Source organism: Pseudomonadota bacterium, from assembly GCA_039033415.1.
In the GTDB taxonomy this organism is placed as follows: Bacteria; Pseudomonadota; Gammaproteobacteria; order Xanthomonadales; family SZUA-38; genus JANQOZ01.
This window is the reverse complement of sequence record JBCCCR010000021.1, coordinates 54,558-75,925: the sequence shown is the minus strand read 5'-3', so window position 1 is coordinate 75,925 and position 21,368 is coordinate 54,558. Positions and strand designations below refer to the sequence as shown.

16 protein-coding genes are annotated in these 21,368 nt (G+C 58.9%); 5 read left to right on the top strand and 11 right to left on the bottom strand.

Annotated elements, in window-relative coordinates; all coding sequences use genetic code 11:
* Positions 1-35 precede the first annotated feature (35 nt).
* Entirely contained in the window at positions 36-2,195 is a 2,160-nt protein-coding gene (locus tag AAF358_17285) for a TonB-dependent receptor (protein MEM7707315.1), read from the bottom strand.
* A gap of 316 nt (positions 2,196-2,511) precedes the next feature.
* Here AAF358_17285 and AAF358_17280 point away from each other — a divergent pair, with 316 nt between their 5' ends.
* Together AAF358_17280 and AAF358_17275 are read left to right on the top strand one after the other, a co-directional pair.
* A complete protein-coding gene (locus AAF358_17280) occupies positions 2,512-2,814 on the top strand; it encodes a hypothetical protein (GenBank protein MEM7707314.1) in 303 nt (100 codons plus the stop codon).
* Positions 2,811-4,409, top strand: coding sequence for a PepSY-associated TM helix domain-containing protein (locus tag AAF358_17275; GenBank protein ID MEM7707313.1), 1,599 nt, complete (start codon positions 2,811-2,813; stop codon positions 4,407-4,409). Before AAF358_17280 ends, AAF358_17275 begins: the two co-directional genes overlap by 4 nt.
* Positions 4,410-4,828: 419 nt before the next feature.
* On the opposite strand, the gene AAF358_17270 is transcribed toward AAF358_17275, so the two are convergent.
* Positions 4,829-7,054 (bottom strand): TonB-dependent receptor, encoded by a 2,226-nt coding sequence (locus AAF358_17270; protein ID MEM7707312.1) that lies wholly within the window; start codon positions 7,052-7,054, stop codon positions 4,829-4,831.
* A gap of 199 nt (positions 7,055-7,253) precedes the next feature.
* Here AAF358_17270 and AAF358_17265 point away from each other — a divergent pair, with 199 nt between their 5' ends.
* Positions 7,254-7,820, top strand: a complete 567-nt coding sequence (locus AAF358_17265) for an AP2/ERF family transcription factor (GenBank protein ID MEM7707311.1) — start codon at positions 7,254-7,256, stop codon at positions 7,818-7,820.
* Positions 7,821-7,927: 107 nt separating this feature from the next.
* On the opposite strand, the gene fur is transcribed toward AAF358_17265, so the two are convergent.
* Positions 7,928-8,332, bottom strand: coding sequence for a ferric iron uptake transcriptional regulator (gene fur / locus AAF358_17260; protein MEM7707310.1), 405 nt, complete (start codon positions 8,330-8,332; stop codon positions 7,928-7,930).
* Positions 8,333-8,476: 144 nt separating this feature from the next.
* On the bottom strand, positions 8,477-10,807 hold the full coding sequence (locus AAF358_17255; protein MEM7707309.1) for a TonB-dependent receptor: 2,331 nt from the start codon (positions 10,805-10,807) through the stop codon (positions 8,477-8,479).
* Between the two features lie 714 nt (positions 10,808-11,521).
* Here AAF358_17255 and AAF358_17250 point away from each other — a divergent pair.
* Positions 11,522-13,342 carry an EAL domain-containing protein gene (locus tag AAF358_17250; protein ID MEM7707308.1) on the top strand — a complete coding sequence of 607 codons (1,821 nt, stop codon included), beginning with the start codon at positions 11,522-11,524 and terminating at the stop codon, positions 13,340-13,342.
* Positions 13,343-13,384: 42 nt separating this feature from the next.
* On the opposite strand, the gene AAF358_17245 is transcribed toward AAF358_17250, so the two are convergent.
* The 5 genes from AAF358_17245 to AAF358_17225 are packed head-to-tail and all read right to left on the bottom strand — an operon-like array spanning position 13,385 to position 18,579.
* Positions 13,385-14,023, bottom strand: coding sequence for a VOC family protein (locus AAF358_17245; GenBank protein MEM7707307.1), 639 nt, complete (start codon positions 14,021-14,023; stop codon positions 13,385-13,387).
* Entirely contained in the window at positions 14,020-15,669 is a 1,650-nt protein-coding gene (locus AAF358_17240; protein MEM7707306.1) for an AMP-binding protein, read from the bottom strand. Before AAF358_17240 ends, AAF358_17245 begins: the two co-directional genes overlap by 4 nt.
* The gene (locus tag AAF358_17235; protein MEM7707305.1) at positions 15,666-17,162 is read right to left on the bottom strand and encodes a class I adenylate-forming enzyme family protein; all 1,497 of its coding nucleotides are present in this window, start codon (positions 17,160-17,162) and stop codon (positions 15,666-15,668) included. Before AAF358_17235 ends, AAF358_17240 begins: the two co-directional genes overlap by 4 nt.
* Positions 17,162-17,578, bottom strand: coding sequence for a PaaI family thioesterase (locus AAF358_17230; protein MEM7707304.1), 417 nt, complete (start codon positions 17,576-17,578; stop codon positions 17,162-17,164). The genes AAF358_17235 and AAF358_17230 overlap by 1 nt, the downstream gene beginning before the upstream one ends.
* Entirely contained in the window at positions 17,575-18,579 is a 1,005-nt protein-coding gene (locus AAF358_17225) for a zinc-binding dehydrogenase (protein MEM7707303.1), read from the bottom strand. Before AAF358_17225 ends, AAF358_17230 begins: the two co-directional genes overlap by 4 nt.
* Positions 18,580-18,675: 96 nt before the next feature.
* Here AAF358_17225 and AAF358_17220 point away from each other — a divergent pair, with 96 nt between their 5' ends.
* Entirely contained in the window at positions 18,676-19,347 is a 672-nt protein-coding gene (locus tag AAF358_17220) for a GntR family transcriptional regulator (GenBank protein MEM7707302.1), read from the top strand.
* On the opposite strand, the gene AAF358_17215 is transcribed toward AAF358_17220, so the two are convergent.
* Both AAF358_17215 and AAF358_17210 read right to left on the bottom strand, forming a co-directional pair.
* Positions 19,325-20,578, bottom strand: a complete 1,254-nt coding sequence (locus tag AAF358_17215) for a CaiB/BaiF CoA-transferase family protein (GenBank protein ID MEM7707301.1) — start codon at positions 20,576-20,578, stop codon at positions 19,325-19,327. The genes AAF358_17220 and AAF358_17215 overlap by 23 nt on opposite strands.
* Positions 20,575-21,351 (bottom strand): enoyl-CoA hydratase-related protein, encoded by a 777-nt coding sequence (locus AAF358_17210; protein MEM7707300.1) that lies wholly within the window; start codon positions 21,349-21,351, stop codon positions 20,575-20,577. Before AAF358_17210 ends, AAF358_17215 begins: the two co-directional genes overlap by 4 nt.
* Positions 21,352-21,368 lie beyond the last annotated feature (17 nt).

Genomic DNA, 21,368 nt, shown 5'->3' with positions numbered 1-21,368 from the left:
GATTTGCTTTCTCGCTTTCGGTGGGGTCAGGTAACTTAGAAGCTGGCGGTCACGCTGATTCCGACGACCCGGGAGTCGCCGGCCGAGCTGAAGCCGTCCGCCCGTTTGCGCGCAAGGTACTGCTCGTCAAGGACGTTTCGGCCGTAAAAGTTGGCGCTCCAGCCGGAACGACTCTGATAGCCCACCTGCAGGTTGACCAGCGTAAAAGGCTCATTGAGCTCCTCAGGCACGTTGTTCACCGTATAGAAGCTGCTGTCGGTGTAGTTCGCGTTGAGATCGATATAGAAACCGCCTTCAAAGTCGTAGCGGCCGCCGATCGATCCGGTGATCTCCGGCGCCTGGGGAAAGCGATTCCCGCTGAGGTCGATCGGCGTGTCACCAAAGCCGCCGATGTATCGATCGAACTCGGTATCGGTATAGCCCATGTTGGCAAACAACGAGAGCTGATCCGTCGGTCGCCAGTCAAACAGGAATTCAATACCCCGAAGCGTGGCCTCACCGGCGTGTTCAATACGAGAATCGAGGAAGGTGCCCGAAGGCCCTGGGACCCCAACCTGCATATCCGTATAGTCCGTCAGGAAAAGGTTGGCGCTAAGGCTGGCCGCTCCGTCTAGCCACTGATTGCGGAACGACAGCTCAAAGTTATCCGCATACTCAGGGTCGTATTCATAGGCCGTTCCCTGGAAATCACTCGCGGCCCCGCCGGCGCGGTAAGCGCGCTGCGCTGTGAAACCCAGCGTCATGTCACTGTCGAAGTGATACACGGCGCCCACCTTCGGCAGGAAAGCGGAATAGCTGGCGTCCAGATCGACCGGAGCGGGGTTGGCGGAAAGGCCAAACGGGTCAGGCGTGAATTCGCTGAAGTTGGTGGTGGAGATATCCTGGTCCTCTTCGTCGTAGCGAAAGCCACCGATCAGAGACCAACGCTCGTTGATGTCGTACTCCAGTTCGCCAAACACGGCCAGGTTTTGGATCTCGTTATCGAACGTGTTGCCGAAGATCGCCGATCCGGGCGGCAGACCGAATTGGGAGGTGTCGGGAATGATCGCCTGGAAGAACAGATCTTTATCAAACTGCTGGTAGTACCCGCCGACGACACCCTGCAAATTTCCGTAGTCAAACACCAACTTGAGCTCCTGACTGATCGACGTATCGTCAACCGTCCGACCGCCGGGCGTGTTTGCCGGGTTGGCCGGCTGGATCGGGATAAACAGCTCGTAGTCGCTACTCAGGAAACCGGTTTCCGAACTCAGGCTCCAGGCGTTGCCGAAATCGTAGGACACTCTCAACGTCGTCGAATCCGTCTCGCCAATCGTGCTGTTGCGCTGCGTTGCCAAACGCTCGGCGGGGAATCGCGTATCGATAATCGACTGATCACCCAGCTCGTTCTCCGAACTGGTGCAGGTGAGTACCATGTCCAGAGCTTCGCTCGGCGCAAAACGAAGCTTGGCGCGGTAGGTCGTCAGCGACTCAAACGCGTTGTCCTCGCCGGTGAAGACGTTGGTGATATCCCCATCCGAGTCGTAGTCCTCGGCCGTGAACCGGAAAGCCCAGGTGTCCGACAGCGGCAGATTGGCCGCCACCGCCAGGCGTGTTTCGTTGAAGCTGCCGTAGTCGGCCCGGACCTTATATTCCTGCTGAAAGATCGGGTCCTGACTACGGAGCACGATAGCACCGGCCAGCGCGTTGGGGCCCTGCTGGGTAGACTGCGGTCCACGCAGCACCTCAACCTGTTCAAGGTCCCAGGTGCTAAGCGAGCCAGTCCGCAGCGCCTGGCCATTGGGCACTGACGCTCCGTCAATCTGAACGCTGACGGCCTGAGCAGAACCTCCGCCGACGCCGCCGTCGGTAATGCCTCGGATCACAAAGCCAAAGCCACCGCCTTGCGCGTTGACGTTGGGCAGTCGATCGATGGTGTCGAAGAGGTCTTTGTCCGTGCTCCGATCCAGTTCCTGCCCCGTCACGATGGAGACGCCGGTTTGCGTTTCCAGCAGAGTCCGCTCAAGCAGCTCGCCGCGAACGACCAGTACATCGAGTTCCTTGGCGTCGCCCGCCTCGTCCTCAGCATCGATGGAAGATTCTTCACCGGTCTGGGCTACGGCCAGGCCTGGCTTCAGACCAATGATCAGACCAAAAAGCAGTACGGCCGCCCCCGACCACACCCGCAGCGTGTTGGCGTCGATAAGGTTTTTCATTAACGCCTCTTTTTTCCGTGTATTCGAGCAGCAACGGCTGCGGCCGAGCGTGCCACCACACCGATTGCGCGGCCGGTATTTGATCAGGCCGAGAGATTTAATGCAAATAACAATCGTTAGCATTTATTGCGGCACTCGGGGGCTGCGGCGGCCGATTCGGTTACTTGAGGCGCGCCGGTAGTTTTGATACTGATTATCATTTAGACTCTAAGTCGGGCTTGGGTCCCGACACTGCGGTGCTCCGTTGCGGCGCACGCCTACAGACATGCCGCCTGATTCATCAGGCCACAGTGACGAGCTCTGGATCGTTTGAACTATGCCTACAGCCGCCTCCGTCGGACTCAGCCGCTGGCACGTAGCGTCGCGGGTTTTCGCCGCGACTATTCCCGCATTCATTCTGGCTAATACCTTAAGCATCGCCTTGGGGTTTCTGGTGCCCGGCATCAAAGCTAATGGCGTGGCGTGGGCCACGCTGCTCAGCTACGCGATCTACACCTGCTTGATCATGTGGATCTTTTCGGTGAAGCGACTCAAAACCGTTTGGCTGAGCATCGTCGGGGGAATTGTGGTCACCAGCGGCGCAGCCTGGCTCTTTTACTTCTTGGAGAATCGACCATGATCGGTGGCTTTCGACAAAACATGACCTGGCTTCACACCTGGGCCGGGCTGGTGTTCTGCTGGATTCTGTACTTCATGTTTGTGACGGGCACGCTGGGTTATCTCGACCTGGAGATCGATCGCTGGATGGAGGAGACGCCGCCGAGCGCCGGCGCCGCGCCGCTCGAGCAGGCGACGAATTCGGCCATGAACCGGTTGAACTCCGAAGCTCAAGGCGCCGAGCGCTGGATGATTTTCCCACCCGACGGCAGGGAGTCGCCAAACCTAGGCATTTTCTGGAGTATGCCCAAAGTAGAGGGCAGCGACGAGCCGATTCAACGCGGGAACGAGCAGCTGGATAGCTTCACGGGCGAACCAATCGCCGAGCCGCGACGCGATACCGGCGGCGGTCAAGTGCTGTATCGGATGCACTACCTGCTTCACTACTTCCCGGGGCAGTCCGGCTACCGACTGGTTGGGCTCATCACCATTTTGATGTTTGTGGGGATGATCACGGGCATCGTCGTCCACAAAAAGATATTCCGAGAGTTCTTTACCTTTCGGCCCGGGAAAGGCCAGCGTTCCTGGCTAGATGCTCACAACCTTTTCAGTGTGTCGTCGCTGCCGTTCCAGCTGATGATCACCTACAGCGGACTGATTTTTACGGTCGGTCTGTGGATGCCGATGATCGGTCTGGCCAGCTACGGCTTCGACACCAAAATGGCCGCAAACCTCGCCAATGAACTCATCGGTGAAGTCAAAGTTGAGCGCACCGGCACGCCTGGGCCGCTGATGAACCCCATGGAGCTGGTGCCAGCCGCCGAAGCCGAATGGGGGGCTGACGAGGTGTCCTACTTCGAGATCCTCAACCCGGGCGATCAGGACTCCCGGATTGTGCTGCATCGCGAAGCCGGCATCCTGACCCGCCTCGGGGGACGCATGGTGTTCGATGGCGCCACCGGTGAGCATCTGGAGACGATGCCGCCCACCAAGCTACCGGTTCTGACGTTTGCCATCGCGATGCTGGGTCTGCACGAAGGCACCTTCGCCGGTCCGTTTCTTCGGTGGCTTTACGTGCTGTCAGGGATACTCGGCACGGCGATGATCGCGACCGGCGCCGTGCACTGGACGTCGAAACGGCGCAAGAAAGCCGAGGAAGGGGCCGACAGCTTCGGTTTCAGGCTCGTTGAATGCCTCAACATCGGAACCATCGTTGGATTGCCGGTGGGTATCGCGGCGTTCTTTCTGGCCAATCGGATCCTGCCCGTTGAAATGGAGACCCGCGCCGATTGGGAGATCCACATCATGTTTTTAACCTGGCTGGCCTGTTTGATTTATCCGGCGATTCGCGGGCGTCAGCACAGCTGGCGTGACCTGTCCTGGCTCGCTGCAGCAGCCTATGCGGCGGTGCCCGTGGTCAACCTGGCGACCAGCGAGATGCATCTGGGTAACACCATCGCCAACGGTGACTGGGTGCTTGCAGGCTTTGACCTGACCTGCATAGCCACCGCCGCCGTGTTTGCCGGTGTTGCGGTCTATCTCAGCAAAGACAGCCGCAAGCCAAAGCGCGAAGCAACGATCGGTGCGGCCGAACAGATTCCGCTGGGGTCGTCGTAACCATGCTCGTTACTCTGGCCAGCTTGGTGACTATCGCTGGCGTTGTACTGCTGGGACTGGCCATGCGCAGACACCTGGAGGCTCTTTTGCCTAAGGTCTCCCATAGCCGCGGCTGGGCGTTTGCCTGCCGACTTTTCGCCTATCCGCTGCTGGCCATTGGCCTTTATTTGTGCATCCGGGCGCAGGGCGTCGGCATCGGGTCAACGCTTTTCTTCGGCTTGTTCAGCGCGGCCCACTTTATCTTCGCAATGCTGTTGCCCGCGTTGCCTTCTCCCCCCGCTAGCCGCCAAGGTCGAGCCACCTGACGGTCGAAGTAATTGACCACCACCAGCGTTGGGGTGCGCTGAGAGTACCTGTCGTGATGCCCAATCCTTGTGACGCTGCTGGCCGACCCGGACGGGCCGGCCAGCGACGCTTTCTTAGAACCGGAAGTCGAGATTCAGCGTGACCGCGCGCCCGGGGCCGGAGAAAACGCGCCCCGGAATGAAGCTCGCTTCACCCGCGGGGATGTACTCACGGTTGAACAGGTTAGTGATCTGTAGGCCAACGTCAAAGTTGTCGTTGTAGCGATAGCTGCTGCCAAGGTCGAACAACGTATAGCTTTCCACGGGCGCGGGATCCGTCCCGTCCTCAAATGCTTCGTCGCGGTCAGCCACGTAGAATAGCTGCCCGAAGATGCTCCATTTTGACGTGATCTGGTAGCGTGGCGTGATCCAGAATTTCACTGGCGGAACGTCCTGAGTCGTCACATCAAGCTCGTTGCCGTCGTTGTTCGGATCCACCTCTCCCTCAACCCACGTGATGGCGCTCTCGACGGAAAACCGGTCGTTGACGTTCCACAGTACCGACGCCTCGACACCATAGATATCAATCGGAGCCCGGTCTCGTACAGCAAGACCGGTCGCCGGATCGACACCAATAGCTGTGCTGAAATCCGAGTCGGTGGTGTAGGCGGCGGCCGCAAATTGAAGCGGTCCGGCGTTGCCGCGGATGCCAACCTCAATGCTTTCGGTGATGATCGGTTCGACGAGCCGCGAGTCCGAAACCGGCACGCCGGGCGGTACGTTGTTGCCAATGAAGCCCAGCGACGGGATCGTGAAACCCTCTGAGTAGTTGGCAAAGAGCACCGTGCGATCTGTCAGGTCAAAGTTGATGCCGGTATTCCAGGAAATATCGTCGGAGCTACCGCTGCCGCCCGGCCGCTCGCCAGGCTGAAAGGTGAAGACCACGTCGTAGGGTCCGATAACCTCGTAGTCGAACTCATCCCAGCGAAGACCTGCGGATAGCGATACACGATCTGTGACCGGCATCCCGGCCTCAACGAATAGTCCGGTTGCGTCGAGCGTATATGGCGGTGTCTGCTGAGCGCGCACCGCGGCGTCTAGGAAAAGCGTCTGGTCGAAGTCAGCTTCGCTCGAAATGGGCAGCAGGCTGTCGCTCTCGGCGTCGTTGTAGTCAAGGCCGACGGTGATGTTGAGACCGTTGTCGAATTGCCGGCTGAATTGCGTCCGGAGGCCGAATTCGTCGGTGATGCGGCCCGTTTGCCACAGGCCGGGAAAGAAATCCGGAAAGGGTCCACCAAACCTCATCAGCAGCGGTCGGATATCGCTCGCGGGGTTCAGAAACTCCGACTCGCTGTAGTAAAGCTGAGCTGACACCCGACCGCCCAGCACGTCCTCATGGGCGTAGTCGAGGCTGGCAAAGAAAAACTCATTGGTCGGAGGCTCAGCGTAGGACAACGGCGCCGGATTTCGCGCGGCAATGACGGTCCCGTCATCGGCGATCGATCGGCTGAACTCAAAGGAGGCGTCCTGATAGTCGAGCTCGGTGGCGTTCAGCGTGAGCGTCAGTGCCTGCGCTTCGGTCATCTGCAGTCGCGCTTTGCCGAGGAACGAAATATCGTCGACAAACTGGCTTCGACCGGGCAGCAGGTCACCCTCTGCGCGTGCCACGCCGCCCGTGTCGGCATAGCTCGCGTAGCCATAAACCGAAAGGCGGTCATTTACGGGCCCGCTGACGCTGGCGTAAAACTGCCGGAGCTGGCTGTCGCTGTCGAAGTTATCCTCGCCGGTCACATAGGCCCGCAGCTGACTCCCGGCCTCAATTTTCAAGCTGTCCGTGTTGGCCGGCTTGGTAAAGAACTGAATCACCCCGCCGGTGGCGCCGGCACCGTAGAGCGCGGTGGGTCCGTACACCACCTCAATCCGATCGATGGTCATCGGATCAAATTTATCGAGGTAGCGGGAAAAATTGGTGTTGCTCGCGATAGGCACACCGTCGATCAGAAACAGTGGCGCCCTGCCCCGCAACGTCAGCGATCCGGCGCTGCCTTCGGTCACCGGCGGCGCAAAACCCGGTATCAACTTACCCAGAATCTCCTGCACGCTGTTAGTTTGGGCCTGGAGATTCTCCAGCTCCTCGCCGTCGAATACCCGGACGGACCGTGGAATATCGGAAAGCGTTTGATCGCGACGGGTTGAGGTAACCACCAGCGACCCGAGGTCTGTCGCACGCTCGCCGGCATCGCCACCGGTCTCCTGTGTGGGCTGCGCCTGGGCGGCCAGCGGAGCCGCAATGAGCAGCGCGAGAGTTGTTCTGGGGAGGCCAGAAAGACGATTGGCAGCGGTCAGCTTTATTTTTGTCATCGTTGGAATCCTTAAACACGATTGGGGCGGGAAAGTCGCGGTGTCAGCAGGCGAAAACCGTGCGTAACGATAATACAAACGATTATCATTAGAGAAAAACTTCAAGAGAAGTCCGCCTTAAAGTTGAATAGTAATCATTCTTATTTGCGTATTATAATAACTCCCATTAGCAACAAATCTCGAAATCCGGAGTAAATAAATGACGCACGACGCGAACGCAGAACTGGGCGAGTATGGTTGGTACGGCCTGAGCCGCATCGATGACCAGAAAAGCCGCTGCTATGGCTGGCGGGTCAGCCTCAGACGAGATGGAACACAGTACGTAAAGACTTTCCACGACAAAAAATGTGGGGGGCGGGACACGGCGCTTGAGCTAGCAAAAGAGTGGCGCGACCATATCGCCGAGACGGTTGCACCGATGTCGCGCTACAAACTTGCGCAAATTGTCCGGGCCAACAATCAATCTGGTATTACCGGCGTTTGTCGCTATACCAAACGCCATCGTCGCGCGGACGGCTCATATGGAGAAAACAGCTACTGGGAAGCCAACTGGCCCACCGTTCCCGGCAAACATGGTCGAGCGACTTATGCCGTCAAAATTTACGGTGAGGCCAAAGCGCGAGAACTCGCCATCATGGCACGGAGCAAAGCGCTTACCGCCCTCGAAGGGTTTTATTGGAAATCGGATACGCCAGGAGCTGTTCGTTCAAACTTTGGCGACGACACCGCAATTGATTGCAACGAAGGCAGAGCTGAAGGCGCGTAGCAAACTGGTGCGCCCGTCGCGGCGGGGCGGCACCATAACGCGGCTCGGCAGCTTGTTGTCGACCGTTTGTGTGTTGACCTGTCGCGAGCGCGTGATTGGGATCGGTTTTAGTCTTTCTTGCGTACGTAGAGCACCATGGTGTGGTCTGCCAACTCATAACCCCGCGCTTCGCACAGCTCGTGCTGTAGCCGCTCCAAAGCCTCGGAGAAAAACTCGGTCACCTCGCCTGAGTCGATGTCGACCATGTGATCGTGGTGCGTACCCGTATCGAGCTCAAAAACGGACTTATCGCCCTCAAAGTCGTGTTTGACCACCAAACCCGCCGCCTCAAACTGGTTGAGCACCCGGTAGACAGTTGCCAGGCCGATGTCCTCCCCTTCCTCCAACAGCCGGCGGTAAACATCCTCGGCACTGAGGTGGTGGTTTTCACTCGAATCCAGTATCTCGAGGATCTTTACTCGTGGCAGAGTGACCTTTAGGCCGGCTTTGCGAAGTTCGTTTCGATCGGGCATGGATTATCCTTTTCCGCTTCACTTGGGCAAACGCGCCACAAAAAGCAGAAAAATACGCGGCACGTCGGCTCGCATAGAACCATAACGCGTGCGTTAGTTCTACCCCGCGCTAGTGGGCCGGGCGGATCAACCCAGTTGAAACGTTCAAAACGTCATGGTTGCCGTCAGCAATACGGTCCGGGGCTGACCACGTCGCGCAAAAAGTGTATTCGAGGTGTTCAGGACGTAGTCGCGATCGGTCACGTTGGTGAACCCAAGGTTGAGATTGAGATTCCCGAAATCGGTATCGGTGACGTAGCCGATGTTGGCGTTATGGACCACGCCCTGCGCCGGCGTTACGACGTTACCAAAGGTGAGCGCGATAGGATCTACCAGAGCTCCCGCCAGAGCTTCGCTCATGTAGTCGACGCCGTAGCCGAAGGTCAGGCCAGTGATGCCTGTCCAGTCGAGCGAGAAGTTATTCCACAGCACGGCTTTGTGCCGCGGGACGCCGGGAAACCGATCGCCTTCGGTCTGGCTTGAGCTACCTGCGTCCACAACTTCGGTGCTGGTGTAGGCGTAGCTGAAGTACAGGTCCCAGTAGTCGTTTACTCGGCCGGTCAGGTCCAGTTCGATACCCTGGCTGCGCTGCTCGCCGGCCACGTCAGACACGTTGGGCACACCCGTTGCCACGATGATGTTTTCTTTTGTCAGGTCATAGACCGCCAGGGTGGTTGCGAGGCTGTCATTGAAAAACGATCCCCGCCAGCCAAGCTCATATTGGACGCCAACTTCCGGCTCCGTAATCGGGTTGCCGTTTCTGTCCAGGCTGTTGGTAAATGGCGGTTGGAAGGTCTCGCCATAGCTCACGTAAACACTCTGCGTATCGCTGAAGTCGTAAACGGCGCCAACCCGAGGAATCAGCGCACTTTCGTCTGTGTCGGGGCCAAACCCCGGCCCTGGGCTGCCGTCTTCCTCCAAAGACAGGATTGTCTCAGCACCTGAGGTGGTATAACGCAAGCCCAGGAGCAGCTGCAGGTTCCAGTCGGGGATTTCGATCGCATCCTGGAAATTCAGTCCAAGGTTGTCGTATTGCCAAATGTCCCGGTAGAAAGGCGGCGAGTCGCCGAAGTTCGTGAGGTGGTTGTACGAAACAGTCACCGGGTCAAACACGTTTGCGCTGGGCGGTAGCGTGGCCAGGACGCTGAAATCACCGCCAAGCAGTGCGGGAAGCACGCCGATCAGGCTGTTGAAGTAACCGATGTTGGTGATCTCATTTTCGGAGTAGTTCAAGCCGACGACAATGTCGTGGTTGAGCCCGGCAAACTCGGTGTCCCATGCAAGGTGCGCTGCGAAGTATTGTGACTCCGCCTCACGTCGTTGATCAAAGGCCGAACGCGCGAGAATGCCGTTGGCAGGATCGTTGATCCCGGGGATGACAAAAGGCAGCGGCACCATGTAGCCGGAGTTGCCGGCGTCCCGACCGCCATCTTTCCAGCCCAGTTGCGCTCTTAGCTTGAGCGTATCGCTGAAAACATGATCGAGGTGAAGCTGCACCCCGAGGCTCTCCTGCTCTTCGTAATCCGTTGAAAAGCCGTAGTAAGTGTTTTCAGGCGCATCAATGTAGGAGCCGTTCAGGAAAATCGCGTCCTGGGACAGGGGATTGCTTTCGTGCTCCACGTACTCACCGATGAAGCGAAGCGTCGTTTTCTCAGACGGCTGCCACTGCAGCTGGATGGTGGGCGCAAAATCTCGAGCGTAATCAAAATCGACAGGCCCTTCCGAATCCCGCCAACCCAGGGTGAAGCGATAGAGCAACTGGTCGGAACCCAGCGGGCCGGTGGCGTCGAGCTCTGCCCGGTAATCGCTGTATTCGCCAATGGTCGTCGAAATTGAGTATCGCGCTTCATCAAGGGGCTTTTTGTAGACGTAGTTAATGATGCCCGCTGGTTCACCGGCCCCGTAGTACAACGTCGACGCGCCCTTGAGCACTTCAATTCGCTCCAGAGCCGATATGTGAGCCGGCGGCGCATCATTGGCCGCCACCGGCACGCCGTTGATCAGATAACCCAACCGGTCGGCGTTCAGGCCGAATCCACGGATGTTGAACTGGCTTGACGTGCTGCTGTGGGAATGCGTTCGAGTGACGCTTGCATTGGAGAGCACCGCATCGCGGAGCGTGAAAATCTGGCGATCTTCAATAAATTCCTCGGTGATGACGCCCACGTTGAACGGCGTATCGCTAAGCGCCATGTCGAATAGCCCCGCGGTGCTGGTGTCTTCCACTCGATAAGAAGACTCCTTTTCTCCCCGGACGACCACCTCCTCGATTGAGTCGTCCGAGTCAGCGTCCTCTTCAACCTGTGCAGTTGAGATTGGAGGCGTAAGCGCCAAGGCAGCAGCAGTGGCAAGCAGTAAGATCCTAGGATCGACTGTTACCCCACTAGCGCCTGCTGAGATCGACGACTCTGCAACCATGGCAACTTCTTTGAACATTGCGAACAACTCCAACGGATATCGGCGTCGAAGAGTATCAATAATTGCGAATCATTTGTATTTATATTTTTGTTAGCAGCTCCGTCCGCAGCGATCACCTCACACTCTCTAAATGTCCACCCGAACAGAAAACGCTCGCCAGCAACTGGACAAGCCGTGAAGGTCCATTATCATTTCCCCCACGCCGGCATAGCTCAGTTGGTAGAGCAACTGATTTGTAACCCGGATTTTCGTCAGAAAAATATTTTAAAAACAATCGTTTAGCGGCGGCCGCTCACTGAAACACGACGCCAAACGACACAGAAAAACAGCTTGTTTGACACAAAATTGGCACACCCTATTCTGGGATTTTCGACCAGGTAAAGTCCTACCTATGGCGCCCTTTGGCGAGCGAGTTGTGGACCCTAACTCGCCCGCGGCGGAACATGAACCCTCAACAAGTTCCGATCGATCTTCAAATCGTTTCAGCTTCCTAAAGGTTCTTTGCCAGCAGCCGAACTTCGTCGATGGAAGCGGGATGTGGGCAATCGATGACGAGTATCGCCACACGAGCAATCGAGTTCAGCATCGGCATACGATGGATATGGACTTTAGCGCTGTTGGGGCATACATTGGTCCAGCCCGGCGGGCGCTGCCGATAACATTTCTACAACGTTCCCGCCCATGTTAGGTTGCGCAACGCTCGCGGTCGCGCTTTTTATTGGATGGCGCTTAGTGCGTCGCTACCAACTCAAAGTTCGTGAGCTGAGCGACCAAAGAAAAGCGCTGGAGGAGTCTCTGGCGAAGGCCCTTCAACAGAAGCAGCAGGCGTTGCTCAGGTGTGCTGACCTGGGGGCCATGGCGAACCAGGCGATTGAAAATACGCCAATTGGCGTCGCCTTCATACGAAGTTGCGGGGAGATCTTTCGTACTAACCCTGTCTTCTCTCGGATGTTTCTGAACGAAGCGGCCCCCGCTGGGCAGAATCTCCAGGAATTCGTGGCCAAACCCGACCATGAGCTATTCGGGGCTTTCCTGCGGCAGCTGGTCGACGCTGCATCTGCGCCTGAGCATACAAACTTTGACTGCGTCAACGGTGCCGGTGACCCCGTGAGAACGCTGATGACGGCGTCAGTGGTGCGCAATGACCAAGGCGAATTTCGCTTCGCCGTTATTCAGATTCAGGATGTCACTGAGGCGTCTGTGCTGACCGACAAGCTGAAGTATCACGCAAATTTCGACGAGCTCACCGGCTTGCACAATCGACGGGCGTTTCAAGCTAGCCTTCGGAAGCTGTGCGACGAAACACAAAACAAGTCCGCGTTCCTGATGTTCATGGACTTGGATCAGTTCAAAGTCGTCAATGACACCAGCGGCCATGCTGCGGGTGATGAGCTTCTTCGCTGCGTCGCCGAACTCCTGCGTCAGTCCGTCCGAAAAGGTGATCTGGTAGCCCGTTTAGGGGGAGACGAGTTTGCGATTCTCCTGGACCAATGCCCAGAGAAACGCGCGGCTTCAATCGCTGAATCGATCTGTACTCGAATCTCAGAGTATGCGTTTCACTGGAACTCGGACACGTTCCGCGTCGGCGTGAGCATTGGCCTGGTTCCGGTCGGGGAACACGGCAAGGATCCCGAAGAATTGCAGCAGCTAGCTGACGCGGCTTGCTATGCCGCCAAGGAGGCGGGACGCAATCAGGTACACCTGGTGAAGGGGGCAAGCGATCGGGTCGAGGCCAAACGTGGGGAAATGCGCTGGGTTGCGCGTCTCGGCGACGCCATGGATCAAAATCAGTTTGCGCTTTTTGGGCAGCGCATCATCCCGCTTCAGCCGCGCAGCAAAGAGCCTGAGAGAATTGAAGTCTTATTAAGGCTTCGCAACACCAACGAGCGGGACCTGGTCTTGCCGGGGGCTTTCCTCCCGGCGGCGGAACGCTATGGTTTAAGCAGCAAACTTGATGAGTGGGTGGTGCGCAATCTGCTGCGATCGCTTTATATCTATAGAACGGTAGGTGCTGAGCATCGTCGATACTGGGTCAATCTGTCGGGTGCGAGCATCGGAGATCGAAAATTCTGCCGGACTTTGCTGCATATGATGGAGGAATCCCCGCTCCCGCCAGGCATGGTGAATTTCGAGATTACCGAGACGGCCGTCATTCGCAGCATTGGCGCCGCACGCGAACTGATGACGGCGCTCAAGGCGCTGGGGAGCGAGTTTGCACTGGACGATTTTGGCAGCGGTTTGTCCTCGTTTGGGCACCTAAAACACCTGCCGGTGGATTATCTGAAGATTGACGGGATGTTCGTGCGAGATATCGTGCAAGATGAAACTGACCGCGTGTTTGTGAAGTCCATTATCGACATTGCCCACACGATGGGTATTCGAACCGTCGCCGAATACGTCGAATCGGCTTCCATCCTCGACGCCATCACACAACTGGGCGCCGACTTTGCTCAGGGTTATCACGTTCACGCACCGGAAATGCTTGCGCCAGTTTTCCCGGGCGAGCTGCAAAACGCGGATTCGAAACTTCGATCCAAGATGACAGAACTGTAGCTGGCCCGATCCTGGTAGTGAAAGCCTGTCAAACCTGCAGCGCTAGTGCCATGACTGAATACCCTCGAGGTGGTCTGAGACACTGCTTAATGACCAGCGTTCCGCACCACTGATCAACTCGATGCTCCACGAGCCCTGAGCGGCTTCCTCGATTTGTACTTGAGGCAGCGGCTTCAGCCAAGCTGCCAGCACATTGGCACGAGGGGTCCTGAGCCTGATTGCCGCGAGTCGCCCCGATGCCTCCAGTTGTTTTCCGGGTGATGGGGTGTCCCCCCAGTCGATAAAGAACGGTACCAGAGCGCCTAGGTCAGACTGGGGAAACATCAGATGCCACGTCAGCTCAGACCCGTCGGACAGCCTCCGGCGACCCGGGACCCAGCTTTCCGGCAGAATGCCATCGACCCTGGAAAGCGGCGCCGATTGAGGGTGTGAGACAGCCCAGTGATACAGCGTCACGCCCCCCAGCGTGCGCAGCTTTTGAGCCAGCCCAGTGCTGACTCCTTTCGCGTCTGGTGCCAGAAGCTCAAGATAAGCGCCCTGATTCAAGCCGGCCAGCGCGTTGTGGGTGCCCATGTTCTCGTGTCGCCCCCCAGTCACCAGCTCGATGCCGAGGCGGCGCTTTACCTCTTCGCACCCCGCTTCAAGGTCGGGGCATGCCAGGATGATATGGTCGAGCTTCACGAGCGAAGGGCCCGCCGCTGGACTTTCCCGATGGGCGTTTTGGGCAGCTCGTCCAACCGATGAAATTCTTTTGGGCATTTGTAAGCGGCGAGTCGCTCGCGGCACCAGGCGTCCAACTCGTCGAAAGCGACTGCCGACGTCCGCAGGACCACATAGGCCACAACTTTCTCCCCGCTGTCTCGTGAGGGGTGACCGACCACTCCCGACTCGAGAACCCCAGGATGTTCGTTCAAGGCCGTCTCCACTTCGATCGGATAGACGTTGAATCCGCTGACCAAAATCACGTCCTTCTTGCGATCGACAATATAAAGGTATCCGTCCTTGTCCAGATAGCCGATGTCGCCGGTGCGCAGCCCCTGCAGCGCAAAGGTATCCGAATCAGCGTCCGGTCGATTCAGGTAGCCGGCAGCCACCTGGGGTCCTCGGGCAACGATTTCGCCGGGCTGATCAGTCGGCATTTCGCTGCCGTCGACGTCGAGGATACTCACCGTCGTCCCAGGCAGCGGGATGCCGACACTGCCTTTGCGGTGTCGACCATCTGCCGGATTGGACGTCAGCAGCGTCGTCGCTTCAGTAAGACCATAGTTGCAAACCGGAAAGCTCCCGGTGAGCTGCTCCCACCTTTCCCCAACCTCCGGATCCAACGCCGTCGCTCCGGTTGGGGTGAATTCCAGCGCCGGCGGATTAGCTTGAAACCAGGGCTCTTCCATCAACTTCAAAAACAGTGTGTTGACCCCGGGAAATACGTCCGGCTTATAACGGTCAAAAGCCACCTTCAGGATAGACAGCGGGCGCGGATTGGGCACCAGAACGAGGTGACCTCCGGTCATCATCGTAGCAAGGCACATGTACAGACCGAACATGTGATACATCGGCATCACCAGCAGCGATGTGCGTCCGCGCTTCGCCACAACTTCGGGACAGAGGCTTGTGCCTTGAGACAGGTTGCTGAAGAGGTTGCCCCTGGTGATCACAACGCCCTTGGAGCGACCTGTCGTACCTCCGGAGTACTGGTAAAGCATGGCCGTATCGAGCACGGAGGGTTCCTCGGGGAGTTCACCGGAAGCGGACTGGACAATGTGGGTCAGGCTTACGGCGGCTGAAATCGGCTTCGGAAGTTCACGCTTGGCGCGCAGAATCAGCCGAACGAGCGTCCTCTTGGGCCAGGAGAATCCCTCCGTCACGGAGATCGCGATCCATCGTTTTACGGGAGTGCCCTTGCACGCCTCCATGACCTGATTGGCAAACAGGTCACAGAACACCAGGGTCTCAGCGCCGCAGTCCTTCAGCTGCGTTCGAGTTTCGGTTGGCGTGTAGAGTGGATTGATGTTGCTCACCACCAGCCCGGCCCGCAGCGCACCGACAGCGCAAATCGCGTAGCCAAGACAGTTAGGTGCCTGGATAGCGATCACTTCCCCCGAGGCCAATCCGAGGGTACTGCGCAGGTAGGATCCAAAACGTCGGCTCTGACGGGCAAATTCCACGCCGCTCACCTGCCCGGCTATTCCGCCGGGGAGCAGCGTCGTGATCAGCGGCCGCTCGCCTGGATCCGCTTCAGCCTCGGCCAGGATTTCCTCGATGCTGTTTTTACAGCGCCCCTCGTACGCGTCCTCATCGCCCCGGTACCACTGTTTCCAGGCAGTCATCGCTGGAACGTTTGCTCCGCCAGGCGTTGCAGCTTCTGGCGATCCACCTTGTTGGTCGAACCGAGCGGCAGCTGATCAAGAAAATAGACGGCTCTTGGGTGCGCGTAGGCCGGCCCTGTGCGCAGCGCGTGGTCGCGAAGTGTGGCCTCGTCCGTGTTTTCTGCCACGACAAAAGCGACGGGCAGATACCCCTTGAGCTCGTCCGGCACCGGCACGACGGCCACGTCCCTCACGGCCGGATGCTGGAGCATTCGCCGCTCAACCTCCTGGGGATAGATGTTTTCGCCCGCACACACAAACATGTCGTCAGCGCGGCCGTCGAAATAGAAAAATCCGTCCTCGTCACGAACCATCCGGTCCTTGGTGCAGTACCAGCCATCGCGAAAGGCCGCTTCGGTCTGGGCCACATCGCCCAGATAGCCTGTGGCCGTCATTGGATGTTTGACCCAGAGGACACCCTGGCTCTTGTCGCTGCCGTCGCGCAGATCCCAGCCGGCCTTAGCAAGCGGGTAGCCGATAGACTGCACCGGTGTTGGTATGCCGTCGGGGTGAGCACCGAACAGGGCGGGCCCCGTTTCGGTTGTGCCGTAGCCGTTGCTGATAACCGCCTCCGGAAACAGACTCTTTACTTCTTGAACCAGCGCCTCGCTGAGGGGTGCAGACCCCATGGCCACTGATTGGACGTGCCGCATCGGCCTGACGCCGCGGCGGTCAGCCTCCCGCACCGCCAGCGCCAGCATTGTCGGTACTCCGGTTACGCGGGTGACCGACTCTTCCACGATCAGCTCCAGAAACCGGCCAGCCTCGAATCGCCGCATGACCACCGCCGTTGCTCCGCCTGCCAGCGCAGCCTGCACGTGGAACTGCGCGTTCATGTGAAACAAGGGCGCAGCCGCCAACACTGTCTGCCCGGCGAGACTGTCGATCAGATCGGCGAACTGCCGCATGGCCCAAAGGTATCCGTTGTGAGTGATCGGCACCGCCTTCGGCAGGCCCGTGGAGCCCGACGTGAACATTACGACCGCCTCATCATCACCGCCTTGGGTTGCGGGCCGCGGTTCCCGACCGGCGTAAAACGTGGGCTCATCGAGAGCCAGCAGACGAGTTGATGAGGCGAGACTAGCGGGCAGCGCTTCCAGACCGGCTCGGTCGGCGAGCGTCGCGGCGATGTCGCAGACCCGGTAGATGTGCTCCAGCGCCTCGTGTGAGAGCTGGAGATTGACGGGGACCGCGACGTAACCGCCGTGCATCAAGCCATAGCTCGCCAGCACGTGGGCGGACTGGTTTTTACCCACGACGGCGACACGGTGCCCCGGTTCAAGCCCGCTCTTCCCTCGAAATTCCTTCGGGAAAGACTGAATTGCCTGCTGCACGTCGCCGTAACTCAGGCGCGAGTTAATCGTATCCGGGCCTGCATCGACCAGAGCAATCTGCTCCGAATCGCGATTACCCCAGACAATATCCGCCAGGTTGCTTGAACTCTTGGATAGCATCAGCCCGTTTGAGAAACGTAAGTTCCCCGCCCCAGTGCACACACGCGCCGGCGTTCATCGCGCACCGTGACGTCCGCCACCGACAGTAGCCGACCGACCTTCTGTACCTGGGCGTGGGCCATCAGGAAAGCACCGGTTGCCGGGCGAAGATAGTCGGTTCGAAAGTTGACCGTGGGCACACCGCCGCCCACTCGCAGCGCAACGGCCAGATCTCCTGCCGTGTCGATCAGGCCGGCCACCGGACCACCGTGAAACATGTCGTCGTCTTCGCTGCGCATCAGCGACGGGGAGGCCGGCATGCGTAAACTGATCGAACCCGCCTCAACGTCCATATCGGCCACCGTTAGCTGAAGGCCCCGAATGTAGGGCGACGCATCCAGCAGCGCCTGCAGGCGTTCTCGGCTCCAGGCGGTCATAGCGTCAGCACCGACTTGCCGAACACTTCGCGGTCGATTAACTCCTGGAACGCGTCCGAGATCTTTTCAATGGGGCGTATCTGGTGCACGACAGGTGTCAGTGTCCCCGCCGCCACGCGTCTAAGCAGCTCCTGCTGATCCTCCGGTGTCCATCCATTGGAGCCGATCAGGTGCTGCTCGAAGCTCCAGAGATAGCGCAGATCAGTTTCTGGCTTAAAACCGGCCGTGGCGCCACACACCAGTGCCCGCCCATGCCGCCGCAACAGCTTGAGGCTAGGCGCCCAGGTGTCCCCGCCGATGTAGTTCACTACGACGTCGAACCCACCGTCTCCGCTCCCGTCATAGCTGGGCTTGCCGTAACGTTCGCGCGCGGCGATAAAAAAGTCGTCCTGAGCTGTATCGATCACGTCGTCAGCGCCCACCGCTGTCAGACCGGCTGCCTTGCTGCCTCGACCGCAGGCCACCACAAAAGCGCCGGCGGCCTTCGCCAGCTGAATGCAGGCAACGCCCACGCCACCGGTTGCGCCAAGAACCAGAACCCGCTCATCCCGGCTGATCTTGCCGCGGGTTTCCATCATTCGTAACGCGGTACCGTAGGCGACAGGCAGCGCCGCGGCGTCGGTCATCGTCACGCCGTCGGGGATCGGAATCAGGCAGTCCGGCGGCATGTTGATCAGTTCCCTGGCGGCTCCCAGGGTGACTTCACCAAGCATGCCTCGGTCGGGAACCATGGGAAATCCGGTGACGGGATCGCCGACCTTGAGCGGGGTATCGACCTGACTCCCTAGCGCGCAAACGCGACCGGCAAAATCCCCGCAGGGCACCATGGGCATCGGTACCTTAAGGCCGGTCGAACCGGCCAGCATCATGGGGTCGAAACCGTTCAGCGCGACCGCTTCGACTCTCACCATGACCTCGCCTGACGGCAGGTCCGGCTCGGGCCAATCAGCAACGTGAAGCGCCTCCGGACTGCCGTGATCCTGATAAGTCGCGACTTTCATCACACCACTCTTTGGATACGAAATGATCGCTATTGTATACAAACATTCATCGGATAGGTGCAAGGTTATACTGGCAAAAAAGTTGCCGAGAGTTTCATGGACGAGTTTGACAGTGCAGAAGCACTGACCCACAGCCAGCGCATCGCTCAGGCGATCGAAGATGAGATTGTGAGTGGAAAGCGAGCGCCTGGATCCCATCTGAACGAGCAGGAAATCGCCGATCAATTCGACGTATCACGAACGCCGGTGCGGGAGGCGATGCGTCACCTGGCATCCAGCGGTCTGGCGCAGATGCGGCCGCGGCGTGGTGCCGTCGTGGCGCAGGTGCCGGTCACACGACTCATTCAGATGTTTGAGGCAATGTCAGAACTTGAAGGGATCTGCGCGCGCCTGGCGGCACGACGGATGACCGATGAGCAGAAAGCTCAGCTCAAGCATGTTCACGAAGGCTACGCTGAACTCGCGAAACCCGAATCGGCCAACGAGTACTACGATGCGAGTCTGGAGTTTCACCGGCACATCTTTCGAGGAACCCAGAACGAGGTCCTGGCGGAGGTGGCCAACCGGCTATTTCGCCAGCTCAACGCGTACCGTCGCCGGCAGCTGCGCCAGGCTCAGCGAACCAGTCAGTCATTCGAGGAGCATCAAGCGGTGTTGGACGCGATTTTGGCAGGCGATGAGCAAGAAGCGGAACGCCGCATGCGCGACCATACCCACGTCGTGTCCGACAGCGTCCTGGACTTCATCAGTTTGATTGCGCCAGCGTAACCACCGGATCGGTAGTATCGGTAGCAAAGATTGCCTCGTCACGAAGCAGCCCATCAATCGTCTCAGCAGAATAGTCAAGCTCAGCTAGAACTTCCCGGGTATGCTCACCGAGCAATGGCGCAGCGGTCAGCGCTGGGTCGTCGTGATTGGAGAACTTGATTGGACTGCCCATCGTTTTCACGTTGCCCAGGACCGGATGTTCTACATCGCAGATCATCTGACGTGCAGCAACATGCGGGTCCTGCAGCATGTCGCTTGTTCGATTGATCGGTCCGCACGGGACACCGCCGGCGTCTAGGCGCGCGACCCAGTCAGCGGTGCCTCGCTCTTTGAAAACCGGCTCGAGAACCTCGATGAGCGCTTGCAGGTTCTCCACGCGATCGGGGTTGTCGATAAACCGGGGGTCCTCGGCCAGCTCCTGACGTCCGATAACGTCCAGCAACCGAAGCCAGTTTGCCTGATTGGCCGCGCCCACAATCAGCCAGCCATCGCTGGACTCAAAGGCCTGATAAGGAGCGTCGAGCGGGTGTGCCGTGCCCATGGGAACGGTGTCCATACCGTTGGCAAAAAAAGTTGCCGCCGGCCAGGCCATAAACGACAGGCACCCTTCGAGCAGAGAAGTGTCAACGCGCTGACCAAGGCCCGTGGCTTGTCGCTCCGCATGCGCCGCCAGGATGCCGATAGCCGCCAACATGCCGGCACCAACGTCCCCGACCGGCACGCCAGCTTTCACCGGCGGCCGGCCAGGCCCTTCACCGGTAACGCTCAGAATGCCGCTCATCGCCTGCGCAACCAGATCAAAGCCGCCGCGGTTGGCGTAGGGACCGGTTCGGCCGAAGCCCGAAATCTCGCAGTAGATCAACCCAGGGTTGGTTTTTCGCAGCTCCTCGTAGCCGCAGCCCAGCCGATCCAGCGTGCCCTTGCGAAAGTTCTCCAGCAGCACATCTGATCGGGCGGCCAGATCGAGTAGCACCTTGAGGCCGCCGGGCTTTTTTAGATCAACGCAGATCCCGCGCTTGTTCCGGTTCAGCATGAGATAGCCTGCCGCCTCGTCCCCTTGCCAGGGCGGCGCCATCCGCCGGCTGTCCTCACCGCCGGGGCGCTCCAGCTTAATGACATCCGCGCCCAGATCAGCCAGCAGCCGTCCACAGGTCGGGCCCGCCATCACGTGCGACAGCTCGAGCACCTTCATACCGGCCAGAGGTCCCGCTTGATCGCCAGGCTTGGTCATCGGCCAGTGAACTCCGGCTTGGTTTTATCCAGAAACGAGCGGTAGCCGATTCGATAGTCCTCGGTTTCGAAGCTGAGATAGTGCTCGTCGATATCCGCCTGCGTCAGCGCCGGATCGAAGGTCAGTCGATTGAAGAACTTCTTGTGCCAGCGGTGGACGCGCGGTGGACCCTCCGAAATCGCCTGTGCGCACACCGCTACTTCCTCCGCCAAGCGTTCTGGCGGCACGACTCGGTTAACCAGTCCACGCCGCAACGCGTCGTCTGCCTCAATGATTCGGCCTTCGACCAGAAACTCAAACATCGTGGCCCGGTTAGTGATCCGCCAGATCGGCAACATCTCCTCGTACGCCATCGTCAGGCCAAGCCGGTTCAGCGGCGCGCCGAAGCGGCTTGCACTCGAGCAGATACGCATGTCGCACATCGCTGCAATCTCTAACCCCCCGCCGACACACGCTCCATGAATCTGTCCAACAATGGGATGCGGGCAGGCCAACATCGCGTTGCGCCCCCGGTTCATGACCTCAGACAACACCCGCGCTTTGGCAGCGTCAGACCGGAATCGATCGAACTCGCTGATATCGTTCCCTGGGCAAAAGCCCCGCGTACCGTCACCGGTGACCACGATGCAGCGAACGGAATCGTCCTCGTTGAGCTCGAGCCACAGGTCGCCAAAGGACACCCACATGTCGCGAGTCATGGCGTTCAGCTTTCCAGGGTTGCTGAGGATGATTCGGGTGATTCCACCCTCCCGCTCCTGCCGAATTTGTCCCACAGCCCGTCCAGTGTTTT